Below are 20,157 nucleotides of genomic sequence, written 5' to 3'. Positions count from 1 at the left end.
ATGAGCGTCATCCAGCGGGGTAAGGCGGTCTGGGCGCGGTTCCAGCGGACGCAGTTGTGGCGGGCGTGGAAGCGGTACGGCGACCGTCGCGGCAACCGGCTGGCCGGGGCGACGAGCTTCTTCGGGTTCCTGTCGCTGTTCCCGCTGATCGTGCTGGCCGCGGCGATCATCGGGTCGCTGCTGGGTGACGACGCGATCGAGGCGTTGAAGGACGCCTTGAAGCAGAACCTGCCCGGTATCGGCGACCGGATCGACATCGACGCACTGATCGCGCACGCCGGGACCATCGGTCTGGTCTCCGGAATCTCGCTGCTGTTCACCGGCCTCGGCTGGATCGACTCGCTGCGCGCCTCGATCCGCTCCATGCACGAGCTGGACGACGAACCGGGCAACGCGATCAAGCTGAAGGGCGTGGACCTCGGCGCACTCGTCGGTCTCGGTCTGATCGGGGTGATCGCTACCGGCGCGTCGTCGGTTCTGACCGGTCTGTCCGAACGGGTCGTCAACTGGGCCGACCTCGACGGCACCTGGCTGGCGCACTGGGGGCTCGCCCTGATCAGCGTGGTGATCGGGGTCGCCGCCGGCGCCGTGCTGTTCCTGTACCTGCAGACGGCCCTGCCGCGCATCCTCCTGCCCCGCAAGGTGTCGCTGATCGCCGCGCTCGCCGGCGGCATCGTGTTCTATTTCGCCCAGCGGCTCGGCAACCTCTACGTGGACCACGTGATCGGCGCCAACGCGGCGTACGGCGCGTTGGCGTTGCCGCTCGCGCTGCTGGTGTGGATCTACCTGATGACTCGGGTGATCATGCTGGTCGCGGCCTGGACGAAGGAGGCGACGCTCGACGCCAAGGCCGCTGAGCCCGCTGAGCCCTCTGAGCTCCCGTCGGGGCCTGCCGAGGTCGAGCCGCTGCTGCTCGGGCCGCCCGGCAAGCGCTACAAGGTCGTCCCGATCCCGGAGCGCAAGGCAGACACCGTTGCGGTCGCGGCGGGCGCGGTCCTAGGCGTAACCCTCACCACTCTTGCCGTACAGGGCATCCGAGCGGTGCGCTCCGTCCGGCGTCAGTGACGGCGGCGGCGTAGGGCTCGGGGGCGGCGCAGGAAGAGGCCGAGGAGTAGTACGGGCGGTGCGGCGTACGCCCAGCCGGGGACGCGGAGGGCGAGTGACTGGACCGCCTGGCCGGGATTGAGTGCGGTGCGTGCCTGCGGGCGGCCCGCCGTACCCGAACCCGGCTTGGCGGCCGGTTTTCCTTCCGGCTGGGTCTTCGGCGGCGCGACGGCCGGTTTGACCAGGGTGCCGACCGGCTTGAGCTTGCCGTAGTTGGTGAACGTCCAGGTCAGCAGGTTGCTCGCGTCCTCGGTGATGCCGTGCGGTGCGTTCATCATCGTCACCACCAGCGTGTGCCCGTTGCGGCGGGCGGCGCCGATGAACGTGTTCCGCGCCAGCGTGGTGTAGCCGGTCTTCACACCGAGCGCGCCGTCGTAGTTGAAGAGCAGCTTGTTCTGGTTCGCGACCTGGTACGTGCCCTTGTTGCCGGCGTTCGGGAAGTTCGTGTACTTCGTCGACGCGTACGTGGCGAAGTCCTGCCGGGTCAGCCCGGCCTGCGCGAACAGGGCCAGGTCATAGGCGCTGGAGTACTGCCCGTCAGCGTCCAGCCCGGTCGGGTCGGTGACGTGGGTGTCGAGCGCGCCGAGATCCTTGGCCTTCGCGTTCATCCGCTGGATGGTCGCAGGTACGCCGCCCTGGTCGTGGGCGCACAGTGCGTGTACGGCGTCGTTCCCGGAGGCCAGGAACATGCCCTGGAACAGCTGGTCGACGGTGTAGTGCAGGCCCGGGTACACGCCGACCTTGCTGCCGATGATGCCGGCGTCGGCGTCGGAACCGACCACCGGATCGGTCTTCTTCAACCGGGGCAGCAGGACCAGCGCGGTCAGCGTCTTGAGGGTGCTGGCCGGGCGGAGCTGCGCGTGCGGCGCCTTGGCCGCCAGCACCTGGCCGGTGTCCACGTCGGCCACGACGTACGCCGATGCCTGGACTGCCGGCGGTGCCGCCCCGTTGGCGACCACCGTCGGCTTCGCGGTCAGCAGGTCGCCGCCGACCGGGCCCTGTGGGGCCTGGCCGGCGGCGGTCGCTGTCAGAGGTCCGGCGACCACCAGTGCGGTGGTTGCGCAGGCCGTCAGAAGCAAACGCATCGCGGGAACTCTAGTTGGAGAATGGTGCAGATGTCACAGGAGGGTCTCATGCCCGGTAGGCGGTCCACATGTTGCTGATCCGGGTTGACTGGCCGGGCGTGAACTGGTTGTAGCAGGAGTCGTACGAGTAGTCCATGTAGTTGTGGATGGGGTCCAGACCCGACAACGAGCAGGAGTCCCGGCCTTCCGGGCAGCCGCTGGACGAGCTGCTCTGCGCCGGGGTGTCGGCCACGGAGTCGTTCGTGCTCGTGCAGCCACCCTGGAACGTGTGGTACAGCCCGAACCAGTGGCCGGCCTCGTGGGACGCGGTCTTGCCGAGGTTGTAGTTGGTCGCCGAACCGCCGGGCAGGGACGTGTACTGCACCCGGATGCCGTCGATCGACGGGTTGCTCGCGTAGTCCCACGGGAACGTCGCGATGCCGAGGTACGAGAAGTCGACCAGCCAGATGTTCAGGGCGTTCTTGCCACCCTTGCGCGTTTGTGACCGGTACTGGGTGCTCTGCCGGTCGTTGTGCCACTGGTTGTTGTTGTACCGGTAGGTCCCGGCCAGGTAGAAGGTGAAGCCGGTGTTCGCGGCCTGCGACGACTCCTGACCGGCGAAGTCCTGGTTCAGCTCGGCGATCTGCTGCGAGATCTGTGCGTCGGTGACATCACCGGCACCGCTGCTGCTCCGCATCACGTTGATGTAGACCGGGACACTCGCCGCGGCCAGCGTGCCGGCCTGCGGAGCGAGCCCGCGGGCTGCCTTGGCCTTCAGGATCTGCGCTGTCTTGGCGTCGATGGCCTTCTGCTCGGCCGCCGACAGTTCCCGGTGGTCGGCACCGAAGCCGCCACGCGCGGCGGCACCTTGCTCCGGCGTGAAACAGGCCGGGTTGCCGGTCGCGTCGACGGGCAACTGGGCAGTCGCCTGTCCAGCGAGCGGACAGAACGCGAGCGCCGTACCGGCCAGCAGAACGGCCAGGGCGCGGGGACGGGTAACGAAAGATCGCATAGCGGTCCTCCAGAATCGGGCCGCTTTGGGCGGTGCGGCCGAATCCGGCGATTTTCCCCACCATCCCGGCACCTGCCAACCGATTCCCTGACTCCCCAGTGCCACGGCACCACCACGCCGAGCGCTATTCGAGGAAGGCTCGGAGTAGGGCTTCGGTGCCGGCCAGGTGTTCTTGCATGGTGCGGCGGGCGGCGTCGGGGTCGTCGGCGAGGATCGCGTCGACGACGGCTCGGTGCTGTTCGTTGGAGTGTTGGATGTTGCGTTCTAGGAGGGGGATGGCGTCCAGGAGTTCGTTGAGGCGCATGCGGACGTCGGCCATGGCGGAGGTCAGGGAGGGGGAGCCGGTGACTTCGGCGATGGCCAGGTGGAGGCGGGAGTCCAGGCGGCGGTAGTCGGCCAGGCGGGCCGCGGACGTTTCCGCCAGGCAGCGTTCGAGGTGGTCGCGTTCGGCGGGGGTCAGGGTGCGGGACGCGGCGGCTTCTGCGGCGCCGGTTTCCAGGACGAAGCGGAGGGTGAGGGCGTCGTCGAGGCCGCCGGCGAGGTCGCGGGCCAGGCGTTTGGCCGGCGTACGGCGGGGTTTCGGGAGGTTCTCGTTCACGAACGTGCCGCCGTACCGGCCGCGGCGGGACTCGACGTAGCCGGCCTCGGTGAGGGCGTGGATCGCCTCGCGGAGCGTGACCCGGCTGACGTTCAGCCGGGTCGCGAGCTCGCGCTCGGGCGGCAGCCGGTCGCCGGGCACGACGACGCCGAGCTTGATTGCCTGCAGCAATCGCTCGACCGTCTCCTCGAACGGGTTCCCGGCCCGTACCGGCCGGAACACCGCGTCATCTGCCTGAACGACCATGGCCCAACACTAGATCGGTGTCACATAGGCGCCCGAGATTCCCCCGTCGACGAGGAACGTGTTGGCGGTGATGAAGGAGGAGTCGTCGCTGGCCAGGAACGCGACCGCGGCGGCGATCTCCTCCGGCTCACCGAAGCGGCCCATCGGGACGTGGACCAGCCGGCGCTCGGCCCGCTCGGGGTCCTTCGCGAAGAGCTCGGTGAGCAGCGGAGTGTTCACCGGCCCCGGGCAGAGCGCGTTCACCCGGATCCCCTGCCGCGCGAACTCGACGCCCAGCTCGCGGCTCATCGCGAGGACGCCGCCCTTCGACGCGGAGTACGAGATCTGCGAGGTCGCCGCGCCCATCACGGCGACGAACGACGCGGTGTTGATGATCGACCCGCGGCCTTGCCGTTGCATGTAAGGGATCGCGGCCTTGCAGCACAGGTACACCGACGTCAGGTTGACCTCCTGCACCTTGCGCCACGCGTCCAGCCCGGTGTCCAGGATCGACGCGTCGTCGGGCGGTGAGATGCCGGCGTTGTTGAACGCGATGTCCACGGCGCCGTACGTGTCGAAGGCCTGCTTGAACAGGTTCTCGACCGCGGCCGGGTCGGTGACGTCGGTCGGCACGTACAGCCCGCCGACCTCGTCCGCGGCGTCCTTGCCCGCGGCGGGATCGAGGTCGCCGATCACGACGTGCGCTCCCTCTGCAGCGAGCCGCCGTACCGTGGCCAGACCGATCCCGCTCGCACCGCCGGTCACCATCGCGACCCGGCCTTCGAGCCGATGAGCCTTGACGTCCATTCAGTCCTCCGTGCTGATGAAGATGTTCTTGGTCTCGGTGAACGCGGCCAGCGCGTCCGGGCCGAGCTCCCGGCCGAGGCCGGACTGCTTGTAACCGCCGAACGGCGTCGAGTACCGCACCGACGAGTTCGAGTTCACCGAGAGGTTCCCGGCCTCGACACCACGACTGACCCTCAGCGCGCGGCCGACGTCGCAGGTCCAGATCGAGCCGGACAGCCCGTACTCGCTGTCGTTCGCGATCCGCAGCGCGTCGGCCTCGTCCGCGAACGGGATCACCGCGACCACCGGCCCGAAGATCTCCTCCCGCACCGCCCGCTCGCTCGGAGGAGCCAGCACTGTCGGCGGGAACCAGAACCCGGGCCCGCTCGGCGCAGTCCCTTGGAACGCGGGGTTCTCGACGTACGACGCGACCTGCTCGCGCTGCCCCGCGGAGATCAACGGCCCCATCTCGGTCGCCGGATCACTCGGATCGCCGACCTTGAAGTTCTTCACCGCCGGCTCCAGCAGCTCCAGGAACCGGTCGTACGCCGAACGCTCGACGAGGATCCTGGAACGCGCGCAGCAGTCCTGCCCGGCGTTGTCGAACACGCCGTACGGCGCCTGCGCGGCAGCCTTCTCGAGATCCGCGTCGGCGAAGACGATGTTCGCCGACTTGCCGCCCAGCTCGAGCGTCACCCGTTTCACCTGGTCCGCGCAGCCGGCCATGATCTGCTTGCCGACTGTGGTCGAGCCGGTGAAAACGATCTTGCGGACCGCGGAATGCGTGACGAAACGGTTTCCGACAACGGTTCCCTTACCGGGTACGACCTCGAAGACGCCGGGCGGGAGACCAGCCTCCAGTGCGAGCTCACCGAGCCGGATCGCCGTCAACGGGGTCAGCTCGGCGGGCTTCAGGACAACGGTGTTTCCGGCCGCCAGTGCAGGCGCGAAACCCCATCCGGCGATCGGCATCGGAAAGTTCCACGGAACGATCACGCCGACCACGCCGAGCGGTTCCTGGAACGTGACATCGATGCCGCCGGCAACCGGAATCTGTTTTCCGAAAAGGCGTTCCGGGGCGGCCGAGTAATAGGTGAGCACGTCCCGGACGTTGCCCGCCTCCCAGCGCGCGTTGCCGATCGTGTGGCCGGCGTTCTCGACCTCCAGCGCGGCCAGGTTCTCCAGGTCGGCGTCGACCGCGTCGGCGAACCGCCGCAGCAGCCGCCCGCGATCGGCCGGCGTCACGTCCCGCCAGGTCTCGAAGGCCTTCGCGGCCCGGGCGATCGCAGCGTCCGCATCGTCCTGCGTGGCAAGTGAGATCGTCCGGATCACCTTTTCGGTGGCCGGATTGATCACGTCATACGTCATGAAGTGCTCCTGATCAGTGCGGTGAACAACCGCAGGTCCTCGGGGTTCTCCTCCGGATGCCACTGCACCCCGAGCGCGAAGTCGTGGCCTTCCACCTCGGCCGCCTCGACCGTCCCGTCGTCCGCGCGGGCGGTGACCTTCAACCCCGGTGCGACGACGTCGAGGGCCTGGTGGTGGTAGCAACTGCCGTCGGCGCGTTCGCCGAGGATCCGCGCAGTGAGGGTGCCGGGCTCGGTCTTCACCTCGACCGTGCCGAAGGTCGCCGGCTCCGGGCGGTGTGCGTCGTGGGCGACAACGTCCGGCAGGTGCTGGTGCAGGGTGCCGCCGAGCGTCACGTTCAGCATCTGCAGACCACGGCAGATCGCGAGCAACGGAACGTCAGAATCCAGCGCGGCGCGGATCAGGATGGCCTCGTGGTCGTCGCGTCCCGGCCGGGTGTCGACGGTCTCCGGATGCGGAGTCGCCTGGTAGGACCCGGGATCGACGTCACACCCACCGGCGATCACCAGTCCGTCGAGGATCTCCAGGACGGACGGATCCGTACCGACCGGCGGCAGCAGCAGCGGCACCCCTCCGGCCGCCACCACCGCATCCAGGTACACCTGGGGAACCAGAGCGGCCTCCCGCTTCCAGATACCCCAGGCCGCCGGCTCCAGGTACGTCGTGATGCCGATGCGCGGGCGTCTAGAGGCGTTCGAACCCACGGACCCGCTCCCAGTCGGTGACGGCGGCGTCGTACGCGTCCAGCTCGACGCGTGCGGCGTTGCTGTAGTGGTCGACCATCTCGTCGCCGAACGCCGTACGGGCGAGCTTCGAACCGGTGAAGAGCGCGGCGGCTTCGCGGAGCGTGGTCGGGACGTGCTCCTTGTCGGACTCGTACGCGTTGCCCTCCAGCAGCGGCTCGAGCTCCAGTTCGTTCTCGATGCCGTGCAGGCCGGAGGCGATGATCGCGGAGACCGCGAGATACGGGTTCACGTCGCCGCCGGGGAGGCGGTTCTCGACGCGCAGCGAGTCGCCGTGGCCGACCACGCGCAGCGAGCAGGTGCGGTTGTCGAGACCCCAGGCGATCGCGGTCGGCGCGAAGCTGCCGGGGACGAAACGCTTGTAGGAGTTGATGTTCGGGGCCAGCAGGTACGTGAACTCGGACAGGCAGGCGAGCTGGCCGGCGATGAAGTGTTCCATCAGCCGGGAGAAGCCGTGGTCCTCGTCACCCGCGAGCACCGGGTCGCCGTCGTCGGCGCGGAAGCTCAGATGGATGTGGCACGAGTTGCCCTCACGTTCGTCGTACTTCGCCATGAACGTCAGGCTCTTGCCGTGTTTGGAGGCGATCTCCTTGGCGCCGGTCTTGTAGATCGAGTGGTTGTCGCACGTCGCGAGCGCCTCGTCGTACCGGAACGCGATCTCGTGCTGGCCGAAGTTGCACTCGCCCTTCGCGGACTCGACGTACAGGCCGGCGCCGGTCATGCCGTTGCGGATGTCGCGCAGCAGCGGCTCGATCCGGGAGGTGCCGACGAGGGAGTAGTCGACGTTGTACTGGTTCGACGGGGTCAGGCCGAGGTATCGCTTGTCCCACGCGGTTTCGTAGGTGTCGTCGAACACGATGAACTCGAGCTCGGTCCCGACGTACGCCTTGAGTCCGCGCTCCGCGAGGCGGTCCAGCTGGGCCCGCAACACCTGCCGCGGCGACGCGACCACCGGCGTACCGTCCAGCCACTGTACGTCGCACAGCACGAGCGCCGTGCCCTCGAGCCACGGCACCAGACGGAGTGTGTCCAGGTCGGGCGCCATCACCATGTCGCCGTACCCGCGCTCCCAGGAGGACATCGCGTAGCCGTCGACGGTGTTCATGTCGACGTCGACCGCCAGCAGGTAGTTGCAGCCCTCGGTCCCGTGCTTCAGCACCTCCTCCAGGAAGTACCGCGCACCGCACCGCTTCCCCTGCAAGCGTCCCTGCATATCGGTGATCGCCACCAGCACCGTGTCGACCTCGCCGGCCTCGACCAGCCTGCGCAACTCCTCAACACCCAACACGGCCACTCCCGGAGCTCTATTGGTCTGTTTCCAGTCCATTGACTCAAGTCTGGGTCGGGATGTCAACGCGTGCAGTTTCCCTTGACAGTGCCTGACCGGGGTGCCTCAATTACCTAAAGGTCTGGGGGGAGACCATTGAGGCGCTGTGTCTAGGAGGCCCCGCAATGAGCAATGACGAGTCCGCCGCCCCGATGACCGACGACGAGAAACGCCTGCATCAGTTGGGTTATGCCCAGGAGCTGTCCCGGACGATGTCCGGGTTCTCGAACTTCGCGGTGTCCTTCACGATCATCTCGATCCTGTCCGGCTGCCTGACCCTGTACGGGTTCGGGATGAACACCGGCGGCCCGGTGATGATCGTCTGGGGCTGGCCGTTCGTCGGCCTGATGACGTTGTTCGTCGGCCTCGCGATGGCGGAGGTCTGCTCGAGCTTCCCGACCGCCGGCGGGCTGTACTACTGGTCCGCCAAACTCGCACCGTCCAACGGCGCGGCCTGGTCCTGGTTCACCGGGTGGTTCAACTTCCTCGGCCAGGTCGCGGTGACCGCCGGCATCGACTTCGGCGCCGCGTTCTTCCTGAACGCGTTCCTGGACCTGCAGTTCGGCTTCAGTACGACGCCCGGCCACACGATCCTGCTGTTCGGGATCATCCTGCTGGTGCACGGTTTGCTGAACTCGTTCGGCGTGAAGCTGGTTGCCAGGCTCAACGACATCAGTGTGTGGTGGCACATCGTCGGCGTCGTCTTCATCGTCGGCGCGCTCGTGATCGTGCCGGACAAGCACCAGTCGGCAGGCTTCGTGTTCGGCCACTTCGTCAACAACACCGGCTGGGGCTCCACCTTCTACGTCGCGATGCTCGGCCTGCTGCTCGCGCAGTACACCTTCACCGGGTACGACGCTTCCGCGCACATGACCGAGGAGACGCATGACGCGGCCAGGTCGGGTCCGCGCGGAATCGTGATGTCGATCCTGGTCTCGCTGGCGGCCGGGTGGGTGCTGCTGATCGGTCTGACCTTCGCGATCCAGAGTTATGACGGCGCCCTCGAGGGCGAGATCGGCGTACCGCCGGCCCAGATCTTCATCGATGCGGTCGGTGCGGGGTTGGCCAAGGTCCTGCTGCTGGTGGTGATCGGCGCGCAACTGTTCTGCGGGATGTCGTCGGTGACCGCGAACTCGCGGATGATCTACGCGTTCTCGCGGGACGGAGCGTTGCCGGGGTCGAAGTTCTGGCACAAGATCAACGGCAAGACCAGGACGCCGACGAACGCGATCTGGCTCGCCGCCGGCGGGGCGTTCCTCCTCGGTCTGCCGTACCTGTGGAACGCGACGGCGTACGCCGCTGTCACGTCGATCGCGGTGATCGGCCTGTACATCGCCTACGTGCTACCCACCCTGCTGCGGTTGCTGCAGGGCAAGGACTTCCAGCCCGGCCCGTGGCACCTCGGCCGCTGGAGCCGCCCGATCGGCATCATCGCGATCGTCTGGGTCGCCTTCATCACGATCCTGTTCATGCTGCCGCAGGTCAGCCCGGTCACTGGTAGCACCTTCAACTACACGCCGATCGCCGTACTGGTCGTGCTCGGCTTCGCAGCGGCGTACTGGTTCCTCTCCGCCCGCCACTGGTTCACCGGCCCCAAGGTCCAAGGCACCGAGGAGGAACTGGCCGCGATCGAGCGCGACCTCGAATCGATCTGACCCCTCTTTGGGCCCCCACCAACCGTTTTCGCCGCCGCGAAACGGTTGGTGGGGGCCCAAAGTCGTCGAAAGACCATCCGGTGCCCCGGCACGATCGTGCCGTCGCGACTGCTCGGATCTGGGCAGTAGTGGGTGACAGGATGGTGGCCAGCAAATTTCCTCATGTGACACTCGCCGTGTCGAACGGTCAATCGCTGTGATAATCGGCGAGGGTAATCCTTCGAGGAGTTGGATGACTGACGACGAGCTGGTCGGGCGTGCCGGACTGGTCGAGCGTGCTACCAAGCAGCTCGAGACCAGCGGCAGCGTGCTGCTCTACGGCCCGACCGGCATCGGCAAGTCGGCTCTCGGCCGGGCGCTCGTCGCGGAGCGTGGCCGGAAAGGCTGCCGGATCCTCAGCGCCGCCCCGTCCAACTCCGAGGCCGGTCTGCCGTACGTCACGCTCCTCGACCTGCTCTCCAACCAGCTCGAATTCGCCTGGCAGGTGCTTCCGGACCACCTCCGGCAGCCGCTCGAGGTCGCGCTGCTGAAGGCGAGCGCCCCGGATACGGTGCGTGACGAGCTGGCCGTGCGCCTCGCCGTACTGCACGTCCTCCGCCGCCTGGCCACGACCGGCCCGGTGCTGATCGTTGTCGACGACATCCAATGGGTGGACCCGTCCAGCCTCGAGGTGCTCACGTTCTGTGCTCGTCGGCTCTCCGAGGGCGTGCACCTGCTGGCCACCGAGCAGGTGGCCGACGGCGACCTGCCGGTGATGGCCGAGGCGTGCCCCGAGCCCGTCCTGCAGCTCGAGGTCCCGCCGCTCACCGAGCCCGACGTGCTCGGTCTGCTGCGGCAGCGCCTGTCCAGCCCGCTCCCGGTCCGGACGGCGCGCCGCATCTTCACCGCGAGCGCCGGCAACCCGTTCATGGCCCTCGAGCTCGGGCGCGCCGTACTGCGGCATCCGAAGAGCGTCTCGCCCAACGACCCGCTCCCGGTCTCCAGCCGCCTCAAGACGCTGCTCGGTGAGCGGCTCGGCGACCTGTCCACCGAAACCCACGAGCTGCTCCTGCACGCCGCGTCCTCGCCGCGCCCGACCACCACGCAGCTCGCCCGGTCCCTCGACCGCCCGATCGACGTCTGCCTCGCCGAGGCGGAAACTCTCGGCCTGATCGACGTTTCCGCCGAGCGGCTCCGCTTCACGCACCCGCTGCTGAGGGAGTTCGTGTACGCCGAAGCGACGTCGGCCGCCCGCCGTCAGGCCCACGCCAAACTGGCCGCCGTGGTTGACGAACCGGTCGAGAACGCGACTCACCGCGCCCTCGCCACCCAGGAGGCCGATCCGGAGCTGGCCGCGACGATCGAGGAGGCCGCCACGGTCGCCGCCGGACGTGGAGCCCCTGGCGCCGCCGCGAACCTGTGGCGGCTGAGCGCGGACCGGACACCGAGCACCCAGCCGGACGAACGTGCCCGCCGCCTCACCAGGGCCGCCGACGACGCCGCGGCCGCTGGTCACCTGGCGGAGTCGGCCGACATGGCGCGGCTCGCCGTACAGGTAGCGACCACGCCCGAGACCAAGGTGCCCGCGCTGTTGCTGTGTGCCGACGCGGTCTGGCCCGAGCGCGATCGCCGGGTCGAGTTGCTCGCGGAGGCGTTCGCGGCGGCCAAGGGCAACAAGCGGTTCGAGGCGCGGGTGCGGATCGAGCGCAGCCACAGCCACTACTTCGATCGCAGCCTGGACGACGCGCAGGAGGACGCGCGGATCGCCGAGGCGCTGGCGCGCGAGGCCGGCGACACCGAGGCGGTTGTCGACGCCTTGAGCGCGGCGAGTTCGGTGCTGATGGCCCGCGACGCCGAGGAGACCTCGGACGCCGTGCTGGAGCAGGCTGCCGAGCTGGCCAAGGGCCTGCCGCTCACCAGGACCGTGGTGAACGCCCGCCAGATGGCCGCGATGCGCGAGCTGTTCCGCGGCCGGACCGACGAGGCGATCACCGCGATCACCACGCTGGCCGACGAGGTCCGCGACCACGGCGCGATGCGCTGGCTGGCGTCCGTGCTGATCTCCGCGACGGCGATCTACGAGCGCAGCGGCCGCGGCGCCGACGCGCTGGCCGCCGGGCACGAGTGCTACCAGCTGATGCAGGACATCGGTGACGAGGCCGAGGTCGGCATGATCATCGCCAGTCGCGCGGAGTGGGTCGGCGGTTCGGCGGCTATGGGCCGGCAGCTCGCCGAGGCCGCGCTGGATGCCGTCCACCTGGTCGGGAACGACGAATGGACCGGCCCGGCGCTGGTCAGCCTCGGGCTGATCGGCGTACTGACCGGTGACCCGCAGCGGGCGGTCGAGGCGTTCGACGCGATCGCGGGGTCGGGCGAGGCCGCGATGCCGTACGACCCGGCCGTGATCCCGTGGCACGCGGACTACGCCGAGGCCCTGATCGCAGCAGGCCGGCTGGACGACGCGGCCGCCCTGATCGCCGAGATCCGCGCCCGCGCCGAGAACCTGGACCGGCGCGTGGTGAAGCTCGGCCTGGATCGCGCCGAGGCGCTGCTGGTCGCCAAGCAGGGTGACCCGGCCGCTGCCCTGGAGTTGCTGGAGAAGACGGTCGGTACGGCGGGGGACCGGGTCTACCCGCTCGATCTCGCGCGCTGCGAGCTGACCCGCGGCCGGATCGCCCGGCAGGCCCGTCGCCGGTCGGTCGCCCGGACCGCGTTCCTGGACGCGATCGACCAGTTCGAGGCGTACGGCGCGCCCGCCTGGCGTGAGGTCGCGGAGATGGAACTCGCGCGCCTCGACGTACCGAGCCGGAGCCGGCTGCCGTCGGAGCTGACCGACAACGAGCAGCAGATCGTCTCGATGGTCCGCGACGGCTCCACGAACCGCGAGATCGCCGCGGCCCTGTACCTGTCGGTGAAGGCCGTGGAGTCGCAGCTGACCCGCCTGTACCGCCGCTTCGGAGTGGCCAACCGCACCCAGCTGCTCCGCATGGTCGACCGGCCCAATTCCTGAGGCTGGGTCAGAATGGCTGAGTGAAGCTCGAACGCAAGCACGCATTCGTCCTGCTGGCCATCGCCGCGTGGAACGTCATCACCTACCTGCGCTTCATCAAGGCGCTCGTGGACACCGAGGACCGCCCGACCGGGTACTACGTAGCCCACACCGTCCTGATCATCGTGAACCTGCTGATCGCGGCGCTGCTCGGCACGTGGGGCGTCCGCGCGTACAAGGCCTCTAAGACCGCACAAAACTCGCCGGTGTGACCCCGAGCAGTTTCCGGAAGTGCCGGTTGAGGTGCGACTGGTCGTAGAACCCGGCCAGCGTCGCCACCTCCGCGGTCGGACGCCCGTCGAGCAGGTACCGCCGGGCCAGATCGACCCGTCGCCCGGTCAGGTACCGGTGCGGCGGCATCCCGTACTCCCGGCTGAACGCCCGCACGAGATGCGCCGGATGCGCATGGACCAGCTTCGACGCATCCTCGAGCGTGATCCCGTCCGGCACATGCGCGTCCAGCAGATCGCGTAGCTGCGCGGCCACGCCCGCGTCCGACCGGTCCGGCGGATCGATCACCTGCCGCCGCAGATGCTGCCCGAGGCGCTCCTCGATCAGCGTCAAGCGGCTCTGGGCCTCCAGGTCCTCCACGCCGTCCTCGAGTACGCCGTGCAGCTGGTGGATCCGGTGCCGCAGCAGCGGGTCGACGTACTCCGGCTGGTCGACCGCCGCGCCGATCAGGTTCGTGCCGCCGAGCCGGTCGGGTTCGAGGTAGAGGACCCGCTTGCGGAAGCCCTGTGGCAGCACCGAGCGGCCGTCGTGGGGGACATGCGGCGGGAGGAGCGAGACCTGCGCCTGCGCGAGACCGTGCTCGTGGCGGTCCAGGTCGTAGCGGACGGCGCCCTCGTCGACGATCAGCACCGTCCACGCGTCGTGCGTGTGGCTCGGGTACGCGTGCGACGGGAAGTGCGCATGCAGCACCTCGACGACCCCGGCCACCCGGGGCCGCCATGCCCGGACCGTCGCGCCGCTGCCCATGGTTAGAACATACGCTTCTGCGTGTGAAGGTCTACGTGAGTGCGGACATGGAAGGCGTCACCGGAGTCGTCGACGCGCAGGACGTGCAGCCGGCGGGGCGGGACTACGAGCGCGGCCGGGTGCTGATGACCGAGGACGTGAACGCCGCCGTTCGCGGTGCGTACGCCGCCGGCGCGACCGAGGTCCTGGTGAACGACGCCCACGGCCCGATGCGCAACCTGCTGCCCGACCTCCTCGACCCGCGGGCCGGCCTGATCAAGGGCCGCCCGAAGCCGATGGGCATGATGGAGGGCCTGACCCCGGAGTACGACGCCGTACTCTGCGTCGGGTACCACGCCCGCGCCGGCGTGCTCGGCGTCCTGAGCCACAGCTTCATGGGCCACGAGATCGAGGACATCTGGCTGGACGACCAGCCGACCGGCGAGATCGGCCTGTTCCACGCGGCCTCCGCGGCGTACGGCGTACCGCTCGCGGTCCTGACCGGGGACGACACGGCCTGCGACGAGATGAAGGCCTGGGATCCCGCGGTCGCGACCGTACCGGTCAAGTTCGCCAAGGACCGCTTCGCCGCGCAGCTCGTCCCGGTCGCGGAGGCCCGCGAGTCGATCGAAGAGACCACCGCACAGGCGCTGCGCAGTCTCTCCAAGCCGGACGCCCCAGCCGGCCCCCGAACCCTGGCCGTCCGCTGGCAGTCCGCCTCGGTCGCGTCCCACCTCACCGCGATCCCCGGCGTCACCCGCCGCGACGACCGCACCGTCACCATCGACGGCGACATGCTCCAGCTCTACCGGATGTTCAACCTGTTCCTCCGGGTCTGCACAGCAGTCACCTCGAACCCGCCGTACTGCTGAGCCGGTTAAGAACGTACAAGACCGGGGCGAGCCCGGGCGTGAGCATTGTGGATGTGGAAAAGTTCGATACGAAGATTGCTGTGTTGTTGCGGGACGATCTGGCTGTGTGGCAGCGGTTGAATGTGACTGCGTTTCTGGTCAGTGGGATCGCCGGGACGCATCCTGAGGTGGTCGGGGAGCCGTACGAGGACGCGGACGACGTCCGGTATCTGCCGATGTTCCGGCAGCCGGTGATGGTGTTCGAGGGGTCCAAGGAGTTCATGACGACCGCCCACGAACGCGCGCTGGGCCGGGAGATCGAGCACTCTGTGTTCACCCAGGATCTCTTTGCCACCGGCAACGACCACGACAACCGTGCCGCCGTGAAGGCCGTCCGCACCGCTGAACTCGACCTGGTCGGCATCGCCTTCTACGGTCCGAAGAACGCCGTCGACAAAACCCTCAAGGGCGCCACCAAGCACCACTGAGCAGGAACCGCTCGGACGCGGACGGTCGCAGTCCCGACGAGGTGCGGGTCGGGTCGGTGTGCAGCTGGACAGATGGTGTCAGCCGTCGGGGTAGTGCACCTGAGCGTGATCACGCCCGCGCGTACAGCGTCTCAGAGGTGCACTACCTGTCCAGCTGCACACGATCCGTCGTTGCGCGCCCGGCACTGCCACCGTGCCGACTCGCCCGACCAACCACGCGCGGCAGAGGGCCCGGCTGCCGCTGCAGCCCCTGCTCGACCGGTAGCACGCCGAGTCGTGGCGTTTAGTTGGTCGCCGAAACGCGAGTCGTGGATCGAGGCGCTTCGCGGATCTGACGAGGTGCGGCGCTAGCGAGGGGCGAACTTGGTCCAGGTGGCGCCCTGGTCGGTGCTGAGGACTACCTCGGTGGTGCGACGCTTCGGGACCTCGAAGCCGTACATGAGCTGGGTGTCGCCGGACAGGTCGGCGAGGTCGCCGGGGTAGCCGCGGTCCAGCTTGGCGGCGCCGTCGCGGACCCGGTACAGGCGTGGGCGGTCGCCGCGGCGGCCGCCGAGGATCAGCGCGGTGCCGTCGTCGAAGGCGAGCGGCGAGGCGCTCAGGCTCGGCGGCGGGTTCTGGACCAGGGTCCAGTTCGCGCCGCGGTCGGTGGAGATCTGCATCTTCGAGACGGTCTGACCGGCGGCGCCGATGGTGATCGCGGTCGACAGCAGCGTGCGGCCGTCCGGGCTGACCGCGAGCCGGCCGAGCTGGTTGTGGCTGTCCAGCGACCGCGAGCCCCAGGTGCGGCCGCCGTCGTCGGTCCAGACGACGTCGGTGCGGCCGATCCCGGTCAGCATCCAGCAGCGGCCGGACTCGTCACAGACCGGGGAGCGGGTGCCGCGGGTCCTGAGCATCCGGACCGTCGACTCCTCCGGGTTCACCACGACGATCGAGCCCGGCACGATCCGGTCGGTGAGGATCTCGTTCTTCTGGAACGTCGAGGTGGGCAGCCGGTACTGGAGCTTGGTGAGCACCGGGCCGTCGTACGTCAGCCGGAACATCATCGTCGCGTCGCCGGTCAGCGTGCCCTCGAGCGGCGGGGCGACCGCGATCGCCTCCTTGCCCGCCTGCAGGGTCGCGTACGGGACCGGCCACTCGGGGGCGGTGGCGCGGGAGCCGTCACGGTCGATGACCGCGGCGAACTTGCAGTTCGGGCCGCTGGTGCAGTCGGACCAGCCGGCCGCCCAGCGGTTCCGGGTCACCATCGTGATCGACTGCACCTGCGCGCGTGCGGAAGTCACCACGGCGCTGCCGGACCGCCCCGCGACGGCCGGCTCGATGGCGATCGGCGACTCGGTGTGCGACCGGTGGGAGGTCAGGTGCACCACCGCGAGCACGATGGACGTCGTGGCCGCGAGCACCCCGAGGACGAGGAACGGCGGCATGCTGCGGGGTAGGCCACAGCGCTCCAACAGCTCCACCAGGCGACGGTAGTAGCGGTCGGACAACTCGCGCAGGCGCGGCTCCACAGTCACCCCCCAAGGCGCAGGTGTCCCCGCGATGGGGGTCAGGTCGGCGGTGGAATCTTATGCGAAGAAAGGCGCAGGCTCACACCCGACGGAAGATGAGTGCCCGCTTCACTTCCTGGATCGCCTTGGTGACCTCGATGCCGCGCGGGCAGGCGTCGGTGCAGTTGAAGGTGGTCCGGCAGCGCCAGACGCCTTCCTTGTCGTTCAGGATCTCCAGCCGCTGCTCGGTGCCCTCGTCACGGCTGTCGAAGATGAACCGGTGCGCGCCGACGATCGCCTGCGGGCCGAAGTACTGGCCGTCGGACCAGAACACCGGGCAGGACGTCGTACAGGCCGCGCACAGGATGCACTTGGTGGTGTCGTCGAACCGGTCCCGGTCGGCCTGCGACTGGATCCGCTCCCGGGTCGGCTCGTGGCCGCTGGTGACCAGGAACGGCATCACCGAGCGGTACGCGTCGAAGAACGGCTCCATGTCGACGACCAGGTCCTTGAGCACCGGCAGGCCCTTGATGGGCTCGACCGTGATCTCCTTGTCCGGGCTCAGGTCCTTGATCAGCGTCTTGCAGGCCAGCCGGTTGCGGCCGTTGATCCGCATCGCGTCCGAGCCGCAGACACCGTGCGCGCAGGACCGCCGGAACGTCAGCGTGCCGTCCTGCTCCCACTTGATCTTGTGCAGCGCGTCCAGGACCCGGTCGGTGGGCTGCAGCGTGACGGCGTACGTCTTCCACTCGGCCTCGTCGACGACCTCGGGGTTGTACCGGAGGATCTTGACCTTGACGTCCATCAGTACTTGCGCTCCATCGGCTTGTAGCGGGTCTGCACGACCGGCTTGTAGTCGAGCCGGATCGTCTCGTTGCCGTCAGCATCGACCTCGCGGTACGCCATCGTGTGCCGCATGAAGTTGACGTCGTCGCGCTTGTCGTAGTCCTCGCGGAAGTGCCCGCCGCGGGACTCCTTGCGCTCCAGCGCGGACACCACCAGCACCTCGGCCAGGTCGAGCAGGAACCCGAGCTCGACGGCCTCCAGCAGATCGGTGTTGAACCGCTTGCCCTTGTCCTGGACGGCGACATTGGCGAACCGGAGCTTCAGCGCCTCGATGTCGATGAGCGCCTGCTTCAGCGAGCCTTCGGTGCGGTACACCTGGGCGTTCAGGTCCATCGTTGCCTGCAGGTCGGACCGGATCGCGGCGATCCGCTCCTCGCCGGTCGAGTTACGCAGGCCCTCGACAAGCTCCACGACGTACGCCGACGGGTCCGCCGGCAGCTCCTCGAACTCGGCCGTCGCGGCGTACTCCGCGGCGGCGATCCCGGCCCGGCGGCCGAACACGTTGATGTCGAGCAGCGAGTTGGTACCCAGCCGGTTCGCACCGTGCACCGAGACGCAGGCGACCTCACCGGCGGCGTACAGGCCCGGGATCACGTCCTCGTTGTTGGCCAGCGCCTCGCCCTTGATGTTGGTCGGGATGCCGCCCATCGCGTAGTGCGCGGTCGGGAACACCGGGATCTGCTCGGTGTACGGCTCCACACCCAGGTAGGTCCGGGCGAACTCGGTGATGTCCGGCAGCTTCGCGTCGATGTGCGCGGGCTCCAGGTGCGTCAGGTCGAGCATCACGTAGGCCTTGTCGGGCCCGCAGCCACGACCTTCCCGTACTTCGTTCGCCATCGCCCGCGCGACCATGTCGCGGGGCGCGAGGTCCTTCACGGTCGGGGCATACCGTTCCATGAAGCGTTCGTTGTCGGCGTTCCGCAGGATGCCGCCCTCACCACGGGCCGCCTCCGACAGCAGTACGCCGAGACCCGCCAGGCCGGTCGGGTGGAACTGGAAGAACTCCATGTCCTCCAGCGGCAGGCCCTTGCGCCACACGATGCCCATCCCGTCACCGGTCAGGGTGTGCGCGTTGGACGTCGTACGGAAGACCTTGCCGAAACCGCCCGACGCGAAGATCACGGACTTGGCGGAGAACACGTGCAGCTCGCCGGTCGCCAGCTCGTACGCGACCACGCCGCTCGCCTTGCCGTCGGTCATGAGCAGGTCGAGAACGTAGTACTCGTTGAAGAACTCGACGTTCTGCTTGATGCACTGCTGGTACAGCGTCTGCAGGATCATGTGACCGGTACGGTCGGCCGCGAAGCAGGACCGGCGTACGACGGCCTCACCGTGGTTGCGGGTGTGGCCGCCGAAGAACCGCTGGTCGATCTTGCCCTCGGCGGTCCGGTTGAACGGCAGGCCCATCTTCTCCAGGTCGAGAACCGCGTCGACGGCCTCGCGGCACATCACCTCGGCCGCGTCCTGGTCGACCAGGAAGTCGCCGCCCTTGACCGTGTCGAAGGTGTGCCACTCCCAGTTGTCCTCCTCGACGTTCGCCAGCGCGGCGCACATACCGCCCTGGGCAGCGCCGGTGTGCGAACGGGTCGGGTAGAGCTTGGTGAGTACGGCGGTACGGGTCCGCGTGCTCGACTCGAGGGCGGCCCGCATTCCGGCCCCGCCCGCGCCGACGATGATGACGTCGTACTGATGCTGCTGCATTCCAGTCCTTAAATGTGCACAGTCTTACTTGCAGACCGTCAACGTGCTGTTGGGGTCGAGGCAGGGGTCGAACGTGAAGATCACCAGGGTGCCGAGGACGACGATCACGATCGCCGCCGTGATCAGCAAGGCCTTGAGCCAGAACCGGGTCTGGTCCTTCTCGGCGTAGTCGTTGATGATCGTGCGCAGCCCGTTGGTGCCGTGCAGCATCGCCAGCCACAGCATCAGCAGGTCCCAGACCTGCCACAGCGGGTTGGCCCACTTGCCGGCCACGAAGCCGAAGTCCAGCGCGGTGATCCCGCCGCCGAGCATCAGGTTCACGAACAGGTGCCCGAGCACCAGGATGACGAGGGCGAGCCCGGACAGCCGCATGAACAGCCAGCTGTAGAGCTCGAAGTTGGTCTGCCCGGAACGGTTCCGGCCGCCGCCCTTCAGCTTGCGGGCGCGGGAACTGGACCTCGGGGCAGCGATCTCGCTCATCTCAGCCTCCGAACACGTGGGTCAGATGCCGGATGACGAACGGCACGAACAGCACCACCCAGAGCACGCCGACGCCGATCATCAGCTGCCGCTGGTAGCGCGGGCCCTTGGCCCAGAAGTCCACCAGGATCAGCCGGACGCCGTTGAACGCGTGGAACAGGATCGCCGCCACCAGGCCGACCTCGAGCAAACCGACGATCGGGTTCTTGTAGGTGCCGATGACCTCGTTGTAGGCCTCCGGCGAGACCCGCACCAGTGCGGTGTCCAGCACGTGCACCAGCAGGAAGAAGAAGATCCCGACACCGGTGATCCGGTGCGCGACCCATGACCACATGCCCTCCCGGCCGCGGTAGAGCGTGCCGGCTGGTTTGCTGGGCAAACCGTCCTCCGATCGAACGTCTCTCGGCCCGGAGAAAACCAAGCCGGTTCGATGCTAG

General features: G+C 68.5%; 19 protein-coding genes. 6 read left to right on the top strand and 13 right to left on the bottom strand.

The window, feature by feature from the left end:
• On the top strand, window positions 1–1,065 hold the full coding sequence (locus tag E0H45_RS32295; RefSeq protein ID WP_131344471.1) for a YihY/virulence factor BrkB family protein: 1,065 nt from the start codon (window positions 1–3) through the stop codon (window positions 1,063–1,065).
• Here E0H45_RS32295 and E0H45_RS32290 read toward each other — a convergent pair.
• From E0H45_RS32290 to E0H45_RS32260, 7 genes are all read right to left on the bottom strand, one after another.
• Entirely contained in the window at window positions 1,059–2,189 is a 1,131-nt protein-coding gene (locus E0H45_RS32290) for a D-alanyl-D-alanine carboxypeptidase family protein (RefSeq protein ID WP_131344469.1), read from the bottom strand. The two genes, E0H45_RS32295 and E0H45_RS32290, sit on opposite strands and share 7 nt — an antisense overlap.
• Before the next feature lie 46 nt (window positions 2,190–2,235).
• Window positions 2,236–3,180, bottom strand: coding sequence for a zinc metalloprotease (locus tag E0H45_RS32285; RefSeq protein ID WP_131344467.1), 945 nt, complete (start codon window positions 3,178–3,180; stop codon window positions 2,236–2,238).
• Between the two features lie 124 nt (window positions 3,181–3,304).
• A complete protein-coding gene (locus E0H45_RS32280) occupies window positions 3,305–4,024 on the bottom strand; it encodes a FadR/GntR family transcriptional regulator (RefSeq protein ID WP_131344465.1) in 720 nt (239 codons plus the stop codon).
• Window positions 4,025–4,033: 9 nt separating this feature from the next.
• On the bottom strand, window positions 4,034–4,810 hold the full coding sequence (locus E0H45_RS32275) for a 3-oxoacyl-ACP reductase (protein WP_131344463.1): 777 nt from the start codon (window positions 4,808–4,810) through the stop codon (window positions 4,034–4,036).
• Complete coding sequence (locus E0H45_RS32270; RefSeq protein WP_131344461.1) at window positions 4,811–6,157, bottom strand: aldehyde dehydrogenase family protein; 1,347 nt, start codon at window positions 6,155–6,157, stop codon at window positions 4,811–4,813. It lies immediately after the preceding gene.
• Window positions 6,154–6,861, bottom strand: coding sequence for a gamma-glutamyl-gamma-aminobutyrate hydrolase family protein (locus E0H45_RS32265; RefSeq protein WP_131344459.1), 708 nt, complete (start codon window positions 6,859–6,861; stop codon window positions 6,154–6,156). Before E0H45_RS32265 ends, E0H45_RS32270 begins: the two co-directional genes overlap by 4 nt.
• Window positions 6,842–8,188 carry a glutamine synthetase family protein gene (locus E0H45_RS32260; protein ID WP_131344457.1) on the bottom strand — a complete coding sequence of 449 codons (1,347 nt, stop codon included), beginning with the start codon at window positions 8,186–8,188 and terminating at the stop codon, window positions 6,842–6,844. The genes E0H45_RS32265 and E0H45_RS32260 overlap by 20 nt, the downstream gene beginning before the upstream one ends.
• Before the next feature lie 164 nt (window positions 8,189–8,352).
• Between E0H45_RS32260 and E0H45_RS32255 the strand changes: the two genes are divergently transcribed.
• The 3 genes from E0H45_RS32255 to E0H45_RS32245 all read left to right on the top strand — a co-directional run bounded on the left by E0H45_RS32255 (window position 8,353) and on the right by E0H45_RS32245 (window position 13,122).
• Complete coding sequence (locus tag E0H45_RS32255; RefSeq protein ID WP_165546674.1) at window positions 8,353–9,882, top strand: amino acid permease; 1,530 nt, start codon at window positions 8,353–8,355, stop codon at window positions 9,880–9,882.
• 232 nt (window positions 9,883–10,114) lie between these two features.
• Entirely contained in the window at window positions 10,115–12,871 is a 2,757-nt protein-coding gene (locus E0H45_RS32250; protein ID WP_131344455.1) for an AAA family ATPase, read from the top strand.
• Window positions 12,872–12,891: 20 nt separating this feature from the next.
• Window positions 12,892–13,122, top strand: coding sequence for an SCO4848 family membrane protein (locus E0H45_RS32245; protein WP_131344453.1), 231 nt, complete (start codon window positions 12,892–12,894; stop codon window positions 13,120–13,122).
• Here E0H45_RS32245 and E0H45_RS32240 read toward each other — a convergent pair.
• Window positions 13,094–13,888 (bottom strand): helix-turn-helix transcriptional regulator, encoded by a 795-nt coding sequence (locus E0H45_RS32240; RefSeq protein ID WP_131344451.1) that lies wholly within the window; start codon window positions 13,886–13,888, stop codon window positions 13,094–13,096. The genes E0H45_RS32245 and E0H45_RS32240 overlap by 29 nt on opposite strands.
• A gap of 23 nt (window positions 13,889–13,911) precedes the next feature.
• Here E0H45_RS32240 and E0H45_RS32235 point away from each other — a divergent pair, with 23 nt between their 5' ends.
• The gene (locus E0H45_RS32235; RefSeq protein WP_131344449.1) at window positions 13,912–14,739 is read left to right on the top strand and encodes a M55 family metallopeptidase; all 828 of its coding nucleotides are present in this window, start codon (window positions 13,912–13,914) and stop codon (window positions 14,737–14,739) included.
• A gap of 53 nt (window positions 14,740–14,792) precedes the next feature.
• Window positions 14,793–15,206, top strand: coding sequence for a DUF2000 domain-containing protein (locus tag E0H45_RS32230; RefSeq protein WP_238155455.1), 414 nt, complete (start codon window positions 14,793–14,795; stop codon window positions 15,204–15,206).
• 347 nt (window positions 15,207–15,553) lie between these two features.
• On the opposite strand, the gene E0H45_RS32225 is transcribed toward E0H45_RS32230, so the two are convergent.
• The 5 genes from E0H45_RS32225 to sdhC form a co-directional block, all read right to left on the bottom strand.
• Window positions 15,554–16,666, bottom strand: coding sequence for a WD40/YVTN/BNR-like repeat-containing protein (locus E0H45_RS32225; RefSeq protein WP_131344447.1), 1,113 nt, complete (start codon window positions 16,664–16,666; stop codon window positions 15,554–15,556).
• 127 nt (window positions 16,667–16,793) lie between these two features.
• Entirely contained in the window at window positions 16,794–17,498 is a 705-nt protein-coding gene (locus E0H45_RS32220; RefSeq protein ID WP_131344446.1) for a succinate dehydrogenase iron-sulfur subunit, read from the bottom strand.
• Window positions 17,498–19,240, bottom strand: coding sequence for a succinate dehydrogenase flavoprotein subunit (sdhA, locus tag E0H45_RS32215; protein ID WP_131344444.1), 1,743 nt, complete (start codon window positions 19,238–19,240; stop codon window positions 17,498–17,500). The genes E0H45_RS32220 and sdhA overlap by 1 nt, the downstream gene beginning before the upstream one ends.
• A gap of 24 nt (window positions 19,241–19,264) precedes the next feature.
• Window positions 19,265–19,720: a succinate dehydrogenase hydrophobic membrane anchor subunit gene (locus tag E0H45_RS32210; protein WP_131344442.1), complete on the bottom strand. Its 456-nt coding sequence runs from the start codon at window positions 19,718–19,720 to the stop codon at window positions 19,265–19,267.
• A 1-nt stretch (window position 19,721) separates the two neighbouring features.
• Complete coding sequence (gene sdhC, locus E0H45_RS32205; protein ID WP_130382809.1) at window positions 19,722–20,099, bottom strand: succinate dehydrogenase, cytochrome b556 subunit; 378 nt, start codon at window positions 20,097–20,099, stop codon at window positions 19,722–19,724.
• Window positions 20,100–20,157 lie beyond the last annotated feature (58 nt).

It is taken from the genome of Kribbella soli (assembly GCF_004331345.1).
Lineage (GTDB): Bacteria > Actinomycetota > Actinomycetes > Propionibacteriales > Kribbellaceae > Kribbella > Kribbella soli.
The sequence above is the reverse complement of the archived record's forward strand: the minus strand, read 5'-3'. Positions and strand labels throughout refer to the sequence as shown.